We start from the raw sequence: 10242 nt of genomic DNA, 5'->3' as shown, positions 1-10242 counted from the left end.
CTTTCCGGCCGGCCCGGTCCGGGCTCGTCCCGCCCACGGAAATCCCGGAGGATCAGCCACCGGCCGACGGCCGCCGAAACGTTCGTGAAGTGACCGGGTTTTCCGACCGGGTATTCCGTATCTGTCCGGCGCATGGCAACAGGCACTCAACCGCACGTCCGATCTCGTCGCCCGCCGTGCGGCACGAGGGGTGGAACGGCATGGTGAGCGGGAACGACCGGTGCCGCCGGGCCGGGGGTGTGTGAGCGGATCCTGCGGCGTCTCCGGTCTGCCCGAACAGGAGAAGACGTTGCCCTTCGGGGCCGGCCGTGTTCGGGTGGGTGCCCGTGTGTATTCTCGCTGCCTAGGATTCGCCACAATTTACCCGCGCGCGCACCCGAGCTTGCGTCCGAACGTCGAATCCGGAGAGCACCGAAGCAATGTCTGCACGATACAGCCATGACCAGAAAGTCAGCCACCTTCTTCGATGGGCTGCGGGATGGGACGGTGGCGCGGCGGGCGAGAGCATGTGGTCCTATTCCCTCGGGCTGGGTGGTTCCCATGCTCTTCTGAACGGCTGGTTCAAGAATTCGAGAATCAGACAGTCGCTCACCGCGGAGGAACGCCGGTTGCTGGAAGCGGCGTTGAGCAGATCGAGCCGTGCGCGGTAGGCGCCGACGCCCGAGGCGCCGCATACGGAGCGGTTGAGGCTCCACCCCCCTGACGGGTGGCCGCTGCGTACGGCGCCGCGACGGCCGGCCCTCCCCGTCAGAGGGGCGTCGGCGGCGTCGGCGCCACCACGCCTCACGTCGTCGCGTCCCAACTGGGCTCCTCATAGGCCCAGTTGAGCGGTTTGTGTGTCAGGTGGACCGATGCGTGAGGTGGTCCGAACGGGGGTCGCGTCGGCGGTCCGACACCTGTTGATCACCATCCGTCCCCTTCGGGTACGCCCCCTGTCCCATCGGACATCGCGGCGTGCGGGACCGGGCCGTCGGGAGCCGTCCGCCCCCAGACTGCTCCGAGCGGTGCGACCGGGGCTCTTCGCGCAGCCCACGGCGCGCCACTGGCGTCACGCCGTGGCGCCCGGCATCGCATGTCATGAACCGGATAATCCGGCGGTCGCGTGGCGTCCGCCGGTTCCGTCCTGCGCGGATTCCGGTTCCCGCTCAGTGCAGACACTCCGAAGGTGAGCCACCATCATGAACGATCCCCTCACGACCGCGACCGGTGCTCCGCCGGCCGCTGCCGCGCCGCCGGCGGCAGCCGCCACCGCCCACGTCGACGCGGGCGACGCCGGATATCACAAGGACCTGAAGTCACGGCACGTCAACATGATCGCGGTGGGCGGCGCCATCGGCACGGGCCTCTTCCTCGGCGCCGGCGGCCGGTTGCACAGCGCGGGTCCGTCCCTCTTCATCGCCTACGCCGTGTGCGGCGTCTTCGCCTTCCTCGTCGTGCGGGCGCTGGGCGAACTCGTGCTCCACCGGCCCTCCTCCGGCGCGTTCGTGTCGTACTCGCGCGAGTTCATGGGAGAGCGGGGCGCCTACACGGCCGGCTGGCTCTACTTCGTCAACTGGGCGACCACCGCCGTCGCCGACATCACGGCGGTCGCCACCTACGCCCACTTCTGGTCCCTGTTCTCCGACATCCCGCAGTGGGTGCTCGCCCTGATCGCCCTGGCCGTCGTGCTGACGGCCAACCTGATCTCGGTGAAGTACTTCGGCGAGATGGAGTTCTGGTTCGCCGTCATCAAGGTCTCGGCGCTCGTCGTGTTCCTGCTCGTCGGTCTCTACCTGGTGATCACCCAGCACGACGTCGGCGGCCACACCCCGGGGCTCGCGACCGTCACCGACCACGGCGGTCTGTTCCCGCACGGGTGGACGCCGATGCTGCTGCTGATCCAGGGGGTCGTGTTCGCCTACGCGGGCGTCGAGTTGTGCGGCATCGCGGCCGGCGAGACCGAGCACCCCGAGAAGATCATTCCGAGGGCCGTCAACTCGATCATGTGGCGCGTCGGGTTCTTCTACGTCGGTTCCGTCGTCCTGCTCTCGCTGCTGCTGCCGTCCTCGGTCTACGCCGCCGGGGAGAGCCCCTTCGTCACCGTCTTCACCAAGCTCGGCATCCCGGGCGCCGCCGACGTCATGAACCTCATCGTCCTGACCGCCGCCCTGTCCAGCCTCAACTCCGGCCTGTACTCGACCGGACGCATCCTGCGCTCCATGTCCCTGTCCGGCTCGGCGCCCCGGTTCACCGGCGTGATGAACCGGGGCGGAGTGCCGTACGGCGGCATCCTGCTGACGGCCGGCTTCGGTGTCCTCGGTGTCGTCCTCAACTACGCGATGCCCGGCAAGGCCTTCGAGATCGTGATCAACTTCGCCTCCTTCGGCATCATCGGCACCTGGGGCATGATCATGATCTGTTCGCTGCTGTTCTGGAAGCGGGCGCAGGACGGCGCCGTCACCCGTCCCGAGTACCGGCTGCCCTGGGCCCCGTACACCCAGGTGGTCACCCTGGTCTTCCTCGCCTCCATCGTGGTGCTGATGTGGCAGGACGGCGGTGTCTCCCGTACCACCGTCGAATGCCTCCCGCTTGTCGTGGGGGCTCTGGTCGGCGGCTGGTTCGTAGCTCGCAGGAACGTTTCCGTGCAGGCCGGGGCCGACTCGGCGGGGCAGTAGTGACGCCTCGCTGTCCGAAAGGGCAGAGGGGGCGGCGCGGAACGCCGCCGGTCCGGCGCGGTCGGATAGTTTCCTCACGCGTCCGTTCGTCCCGACCGAAAGCGGATGGGCCGGGACACGAATCCTCCCTCGTGAACCGACCCACGGAAGGGCCGGCGGACGTACCCGGGTGCCCGGCGCCCCACAAGGGCGCCGGGCACCCGGGCACACCCGCGTACAGGGCCCCTCGGGCCACCCGCGCCGGCTCCTGAGATCGGCGACTCCTCCATTTGAAAGAGACAGTGGGGGCGTGTCCATCGGGGGCATGGCCGGCTTCGTCCCACTCGCCATCGGCGGGGCTGCCCCATGGGGCCTCATCGCCGCCCGAGGGGGCACGTCCGGTCCTCCGGTCACCCGCAGGAACCCGGTGTGTACGCACACTTCGAGTGCCCGATCAGGGCGTCTCCCTACACGACGGAAGGAATGGACGATGCGTCGCAACCGACGGACGAGCCTGGGCGCTCTCCTGGGCGGTCTGATCGCCGCAGCGCTGGCGTTCGCTACCGTCGCCGCGATCACCGCGGCCGACACCCCCGGAACCACGCACAGCACGGCCGGGGTCAAGCCCCCGGACTGGTGACGGCCACCCCCGCACGACCAGGAGCACCGGGCACCTCCGGGCCCGCCTCCTCCGTGCAGGGGCGCTCCCCGGCCCGAGGGGCGCCGGCTCGGCGCCCCGCAGGCCGGTCTGCTACCTGTCTCAGTCACTTCCGCGTACTACTGAACGGAACGGAGAACGTCATGAAGTTCACCCTCAAGGCGGCCCGCCGGGCCTCCCTGGCCATCGGTGCGGTGTCCTGCCTGACCACAGCGGTGCTGGCGGGCACGGCGGGCTCGGCCTCGGCCGCCACCGCCCACACCTTCAAGGTCTGCGCGTACGGCAACTACACCGCCTACGCGACCCTCCCCCAGCAGGGCGACATCTCGACCACGCTCATCGCGCCCGGCACGTGCGGACAGCTCCCCCTCTCCTCCGGCAGCACCTACGGGAAGGTGTGGGGCGTCTACAACAACAACCCCGGCAAGAGCTTCTACGTCGGCACGGCCCACTTCACCGCGTCGAAGGGCTGGACGGGTGCCGCCAAGGGCACGACCACGAACCACTCCCTCGTGAACCTCGGCTGACGCACCGCCCCCGCACGTGCGCGAGGGCCCGGCGATCGTCCCCCGGCCGGGCACTCGCGCACACCCCTTCCTCTCCTCTTTCCTCATCTCCCAAGGAGTCAGATGACGACGGCCGGCCTCCTCGACCTCGGCGCGCTGGGCGAGGGGTTCGTCAACGACCCCTACCCGGTGTACGCGGCGCTGAGCGAGACCGGCCCGGTGCACCGGGTGCGGGTGCCCGAGGGCTACGAGGCGTGGCTCGTCGTCGGGTACGAGGCCGCGCGGGCCGCGCTCGCCGACCCCCGTCTCGCCAAGTCCTGGGAGCGGGCCGCGCCCACGCTCTCCGTGGTGCGGCCGGCCTCCGGACCCAACATGCTCAACTCCGACCCGCCGGACCACGGCCGGCTGCGCAAGCTGGTCGCCCACGAGTTCACCCCGCGCCGGGTCGAGCGGCTGGCCCCGCGCGTCGAGGAGATCACCGAGGCGCTGCTCGACGCGATGACGGCGCGGCCGGACGGGCGTGCCGACCTCGTCGAGGCCCTGTCGTTCCCGCTGTCCATGTCGGTCATCTGCGAGCTGCTCGGCGTGCCGGCGCTGGACCGCGCCGCGTTCCGCACCTGGAGCACCGACGTGTTCTCGCACCCCGATCCGCAGGCGCGCCGGACGGCGAGCCAGGAGATGGGCGCCTACCTCGCCCGGCTGCTGGACGACAAGCGCCGCGCGGGCGGCGACGACCTGATGAGCGCCCTGATCCGCACCAGCGACGACGACGGCGACCGGCTCGGCCCCGGCGAACTGGTCGGCACCGCGTGGCTGTTGCTGGTGGCGGGCCACGAGACCACGGCCAACCTGATCTCGAACGGTGTGCTGGCCCTGCTCACCCACCCCGGACAACTGGCGGCCCTGCGCGAGGACATGACTCTTGTCGACGCGGCGGTGGAGGAGATGCTGCGCTACGACGGACCGGTGGAGGCGGCGACGTTCCGCTTCACCACCGAACCCGTCGACATCGGGGGCGCGGTGATCCCCGGCGGCGGCGAGCCGGTCCTGGTCGTCGTCGCCGACGCCAACCGCGACCCGGCGCGCTTCCCCGACCCCGACCGCTTCGACATCCACCGCCCCGCGCGGGGCCACATCGCCTTCGGCCACGGCATCCACCACTGCCTCGGCGCCCCGCTCGCCCGGCTGGAGGCGCGCATCGCCGTCCGGGCGCTGCTGCGACGCTTCCCCGCTCTCGCCCTGGACACCGGCCCGGAGGCCGTCGCATGGCGGCCCGGCATGCTCGTCCACGGTCCCCGGCGGCTGCCGGTGCGGTGGGTGTGACCGGCACCCGGAAGCGGGTTCCCGTGCACAACCGCTGCCTCTTCGGACAGTGGGTCCGCGGACGCCGTTTCCGGTGATCCGGCGCACGTAGAGTGCTCTCGACCGGCCCTCCGATCGGCTGTCCCGGGCGCCTTCGACGCGCTCCCGTGGCGATCGGGCCACCCCCATCCCTGTGATCCGCCGCAGTCCCCGACGGCCCGGAACCCTTCCGGTCCGGGGACCCTCCCACGCGGGTCCGGACGAGCCCGGCCCCGAGTGCGACCGGTCCACGGACCAGTAAGAACCCAAGACGAGGCACATGCGGTGAACATGCACAACCAGTGGACGGCCCGGCTCGCCCCCGCCGGACTGGCCCTCGCTCTGCTGACCGGGTGCACCAGCCTCGGTGAGAGCCCCGGCCTGGTGGTCGGAATGTCCGACGGCGTGCTGGCCACGGACCCGGCCTCCGGCTACGACCCCGGCTCGTGGCTGTTGTTCAACAACGTCTTCCAGTCGCTGCTCACTTTTCCCGTCGGAGCCACCGAGCCCGAGCCGGACGCCGCCGAATCGTGCTATTTCACGGACGGCCACGCCAAGGTCTACAAATGCGTTCTCAAGGACGGTCTGCGATTCAGCAACGGAGACCCCCTGACGGCGCAGGACGTCAAATTCTCCTTCGACCGCACCCTGGCGATCAACGACGCGTCGGGCCCGGCGGTCATGTTCGGCATGCTGCAACGGATCGAGACGCCGGACGACAAGACCGTCATCTTCAAGCTGAAAGTCCCCGACGCCACGTTCCCCAGCAAGATAGCGTCCGGCGCGGGCTCCATCGTGGACCACCGGCAGTACGACCCGAGGGAACTGCGCACGGACGGCGAGGCGGTCGGTTCCGGACCCTACACACTGGACCACTTCGACAAGGGCGAGGCGGTCTTCTCGGTCAACGAGCAGTACAAGGGTGACGCCGAGGTGAAGAACTCCGGCGTCCGGCTGAGGTTCTTCCACGGCGACCAGGATGCCCTCCAGGAGGCCCTCGTCGACGGCCACGTCGACGTCGCCTACCGTGGCCTCACCGCCCTGGACATCTCCGACATCGACCTCCAGATCGGCCACAAGGACGTCGACGTCGTCGAGGGCAGCAGCGCCGAGGTCCAGCACCTGGTCTTCAACATGCGCGACCCCGTCGCCGGGAAGCTCTCCGTCCGCAGGGCCATCGCCCATGTGCTCGACCGCGACGCCCTCGTCAAGGAGGTCTACCGGGACACGGCGCTACCGCTGTACTCGATCGTCCCGGCCGGCATCGGCGGCCACACGACGGCCTTCTTCGACCGGTACGGCGGCCGTCCCTCCAAGGAGGCGGCCGCCGCCGTGCTGCGCGCCGACGGCATCACCGACAAGGTGAAGCTGACGCTCTGGTCCACCCCGAGCCGCTACGGCCCGGCCACGGACCAGGAGATGGAGGCGATCGCCGACCAGCTCAACGCCAGCGGGCTGTTCGACGCCGACGTGAAGTCGGTGCCGTTCGACCGGTACGAGAAGGACATCGCCGCGGGCCGGTACGGGGTCTACGTCAAGGGCTGGGTGCCGGACTACCCCGACGCCGACAACTTCACGGCCCCCTTCTTCGGCAAGGGCAACGTGCTGGGCAACCACTACGAGAACAGCACCATCACCGACGAGCTGATCCCGAGCACGGCGGCCGAGAGCCACCGCACGGACGCCGACGCGGCGTTCGGCGAGATCCAGGACATCGTGGCCCGGCAGATCCCCGTCCTGCCGGTGTGGCAGGCCAAGCAGTACGCGGTCGTCCGTGACGGTGTCCACGGCGTCGACTACTGCCTGGACCCCTCCACGGTGTTCCGGTTCTGGGAGATCAGCGAGGACTGAGCCGGACCGGCCACGGAGACACGTGTGCCGTCGCAGAGGAAGCCCCCACCGCCCACTGCCCGCGGCCGCCACCGCGCCCCGGCCGGGGTCCGCCGTCCTCGACGGCGGACCCCGGCCGGTCGGGTCAGCCCAGGGCGCGCAGGTCGGTGACCACCGAGGTCAGACCCTGGACCGTCGGCGCGTCGAAGAAGGCGTGCAGCGGCACCTCGACGCCCAGCCGTTCGCGGATCCGTGTCGTGATCCGGGCCACCGTGAGCGAGTGGCCGCCGAGGTCGAAGAGATCCTCGGTGTCACCCAGGTCCGTCACCCGCAGCACCTCGCGGAAGATCCGCCGGACCGCCTCCCGTACGTCCTCCGTACCGGTCCCGGCGGCCCCGGACTCCCCGGCCGTCCCGGCCGCCGGCATCGCCTCCCGCGGGGACGGGAGCGCCGAGCGGTCGAGTTTGCCGTTCGGAGTGGTCGGCAGAGCGCCCAGGGAGACGAAGGCCTCGGGCACCATGTACGCAGGCAGCGACGCCGCCAGCGCGCGCCGCAGGGCGCCTCCGTCCGCCCCGCCGACGACGTAGCCCACCAGCCTGCCCTCCCGCACCGCGGCGGCGGCCTGGTCCACCCCGGGCACGGCGAGCAGCCGGGACTCGATCTCGCCCAGCTCGATCCGGTAGCCCCTGAGCTTGACCTGGTCGTCGGCCCGGCCGAGGAACTCCAGCCGCCCGTCGTCGAGTCGCCGCGCCTGGTCCCCGGTCCGGTACATACGGCTGCCCGGCGGTCCGAAGGGGTCGGGCAGGAACCGCTCCCGGTCCAGCTCCGGCCGGCCGAGGTAGCCGCGGGCGAGTCCGGCGCCGGCGAGGTAGAGGTCGCCGGCGCTGCCCACGGGGACGGGGGACAGGCGTCCGTCGAGCACGTAGGCCCGGGTGTTCGCCAGCGGACGGCCGATCGTCACCCGCTCCGGCTCGGGACCGATCTCGTCCGCCGTGGACCAGACGGTCGCCTCGGTCGGTCCGTACAGGTTGACGAGTCTGCCGACCTTCGGGCGCAGCCGCCGGGCCAGCGGCAGGGGGAGTGCCTCGCCGCCGGTGACCGCCGTGATCCCGGGCGCGGTGAAGCCGGCGTCCAGGAGCATCGCCCAGCCGGTGGGGGTCGCCTGCATGTGCGTGACCCGCTCACGGTCGATCAGATCGCGCAGTGCCGAGCCGTCACGCGTGCGGGTCCCGCCCGCCATGACCACCGTGCCGCCCGTGACCAACGGCAGGAAGAACTCGGGAACGGACATGTCGAACGCGGCCGAGGCCGCGGCCAGCCAGCGGTCGCCCGGTCGGCAGTCCAGCAGGTCGCGCATCGACAGCAGCAGGTTGACCAGTGACCCGTGCGCGATCCGCACGCCCTTGGGGCGGCCGGTCGAGCCGGAGGTGTAGATGACGTAGGCCAGGTCGTCCGGGGACGCAGGCGAGGACGAGGAGGCGGAGGGGCCGGGGGGCGGGGCAGCCGCCGGGCCCGGCGGGAGGGGATCCTCGCCGGCCGCCGCCAGCTCGGTGTCGCCCAGTTCGCAGGCGGCACGGGAGTCCGCCACGATGAACTCCAGCCGCGCCGCCGGATACTCCGGGTCGAGGGGCAGATACGCCGCCCCGGCCTTCAGGACACCGAGCAGCCCGGCCGGCAGCAGCTCCGTCCGGCCGGCCCGTACCGCGACGAGATCGCCCGCACCGATGCCCTTGCCGCGCAGCCGGGCGGCGATCCCGGTCGCGGCGGCCTCCAGCTGTGCGTAGGTGAGTCGGCGGTCCTCGTGGACGACGGCGACCGCGTCGGGCCTGCGGGCGGCCTGTTCCGCGAACAGTTCCGGGACGGTCGCCGGAAGGCGGCCGGCGACCGTCCCGTCCTGCGCGGCGAGCGGCCGGTTCACCTCGGCACCCTCCTCTTCCTTGTCCGGGTCCGGTTCCTTCTCCGGATCCGGTTCCTGCTGCGGGGCCGGCAGGGGCAGTCCGGCCAGCGCGGTGTCCGGGGAGGTCACGACGTGGCTCAGCACCGACAGCCAGTGCCGGCCGATGCCCCGGACGTCCTCGTCCGTCAGCGGGGCCGACCGGTGGCGGAGGGTCGCCTCGATGCCGTCCGGCCCGTCCAGCACGGCGATGTCGAGGGTGTGGCGGACGGCGTCGGCGCCCGGCTCCCGGTCGACCGTGGCGACGACACCGGGGAAGCGCGGCGCCGGGGTGCACCGGCGGTAGGCCAGGCGGACGGGGGTCGACGCCGGCTCCGCTCCGGCGCGGGCCGGCGGGACGTCGCGGACCCGGTGCAGTGCGCGCAGCCCGGAGCCGACCTGGCGGGCGAACTCCGCGAACGCGGTGCCGCCCCGCGGGGAGGAGGAGAAGGGCAACTCGTTGGTGAGGGCACCGATGCGGGCGTGCTCGCACGGGGTGCGCGTGTCGAAGTCGAGGGCGGTGACCGGCGCCGTGTTGCCGTAACGGAACAGTACGGCGTGCACGGACGCCACCAGCAGCGCGAAGGGGGTGACACCGATGCGCTCGGCCACGTCGTGGAGTGCGTCCCGCAGCCGCCCCGCCGTCCGCAGCTCCACCGGCCCGTCGTCCCGGGCGCCCCGCACGGCTCCCGACGGCCCGGGCAGCCGCAGGCCGCCGTCGACCGGATGCTCCGCCCAGTACCGCCGCGCGAGCGGCAGCGCGGCGATGATCCGCTGCTCCTTGTTGCCGACGGGGGCGAGTTCCGGCAGACCGGGATCGACGCCCAGCACCTCCGCGCGGTAGAACGCGGCGAGATCGCTCACGAACACGTCCACCGACCGCGGGTCGAAGACCCGCCGGGGCGCGACGACCCGCAGCCGGTGCGCGCACGGGCCGACCGGTTCCAGCACCGAACGGCACAGTCCGCAACGGGCGAGGACCGGGTGCCTGCGCAGCACGGCTCCGCGGGCGCGGTCGAGTGCCGCGGTGTCGAGATCGCCGTGGAAGAGGACGGAGAACGACGGGTGGTGCTCGGCACCGTCCTCGTCGAGCAGCTCATCGGGCATGGAAATGGTCCTGTCACCGTCGGGGGAATTGAACTCGATCTGCCTGATCTTCACTGCCGCCCGGACTATTTCGAGGCTTCCTGCCGACCCTGCCCGAATGCGCGACCGGTGTGCCCTAAAAGTCATTGACCGGCACTCCGGGCGGACCAATGATCGGTGTGTCGATCGGGGCCGAAAATCGCTGCCCGAATTGTTTCCACCGTCCCTTGCGTGCCCCTCTGCACGAAGCGGACA

General features: G+C 71.4%; 6 protein-coding genes. 5 read left to right on the top strand and 1 reads right to left on the bottom strand.

Translation table 11 applies throughout. The features are described from left to right. The first annotated feature begins 1178 nt into the window (after positions 1–1178). The 5 genes from ACZ7KF_RS26240 to ACZ7KF_RS26220 all read left to right on the top strand — a co-directional run bounded on the left by ACZ7KF_RS26240 (position 1179) and on the right by ACZ7KF_RS26220 (position 6989). Positions 1179–2654, top strand: coding sequence for an amino acid permease (locus tag ACZ7KF_RS26240; protein ID WP_471079697.1), 1476 nt, complete (start codon positions 1179–1181; stop codon positions 2652–2654). A 469-nt stretch (positions 2655–3123) separates the two neighbouring features. After that, complete coding sequence (locus ACZ7KF_RS26235; RefSeq protein WP_471079694.1) at positions 3124–3273, top strand: hypothetical protein; 150 nt, start codon at positions 3124–3126, stop codon at positions 3271–3273. Between the two features lie 161 nt (positions 3274–3434). Further along, positions 3435–3818, top strand: coding sequence for a hypothetical protein (locus ACZ7KF_RS26230; protein ID WP_471079691.1), 384 nt, complete (start codon positions 3435–3437; stop codon positions 3816–3818). Positions 3819–3920: 102 nt separating this feature from the next. After that, complete coding sequence (locus ACZ7KF_RS26225) at positions 3921–5120, top strand: cytochrome P450 family protein (protein ID WP_471079688.1); 1200 nt, start codon at positions 3921–3923, stop codon at positions 5118–5120. Positions 5121–5423: 303 nt separating this feature from the next. Further along, positions 5424–6989: an ABC transporter substrate-binding protein gene (locus ACZ7KF_RS26220; protein ID WP_471079685.1), complete on the top strand. Its 1566-nt coding sequence runs from the start codon at positions 5424–5426 to the stop codon at positions 6987–6989. A 124-nt stretch (positions 6990–7113) separates the two neighbouring features. Here ACZ7KF_RS26220 and ACZ7KF_RS26215 read toward each other — a convergent pair whose 3' ends face one another. Then, complete coding sequence (locus tag ACZ7KF_RS26215) at positions 7114–10008, bottom strand: non-ribosomal peptide synthetase (RefSeq protein WP_471079682.1); 2895 nt, start codon at positions 10006–10008, stop codon at positions 7114–7116. Positions 10009–10242: the final 234 nt, after the last annotated feature.

Source organism: Streptomyces sp. NPDC038200, from assembly GCF_055600785.1.
The sequence above is the reverse complement of the archived record's forward strand: the minus strand, read 5'-3'. Positions and strand labels throughout refer to the sequence as shown.

Bases quoted from the DNA above. Each gene is read 5' to 3' on its own strand.
- ACZ7KF_RS26240 (WP_471079697.1), top strand. From the start codon at position 1,179: ATGAACGATCCCCTCACGACCGCGACCGGTGCTCCGCCGGCCGCTGCC.
- ACZ7KF_RS26235 (WP_471079694.1), top strand. From the start codon at position 3,124: ATGCGTCGCAACCGACGGACGAGCCTGGGCGCTCTCCTGGGCGGTCTG.
- ACZ7KF_RS26230 (WP_471079691.1), top strand. From the start codon at position 3,435: ATGAAGTTCACCCTCAAGGCGGCCCGCCGGGCCTCCCTGGCCATCGGT.
- ACZ7KF_RS26225 (WP_471079688.1), top strand. From the start codon at position 3,921: ATGACGACGGCCGGCCTCCTCGACCTCGGCGCGCTGGGCGAGGGGTTC.
- ACZ7KF_RS26215 (WP_471079682.1), bottom strand. From the start codon at position 10,008: ATGCCCGATGAGCTGCTCGACGAGGACGGTGCCGAGCACCACCCGTCG.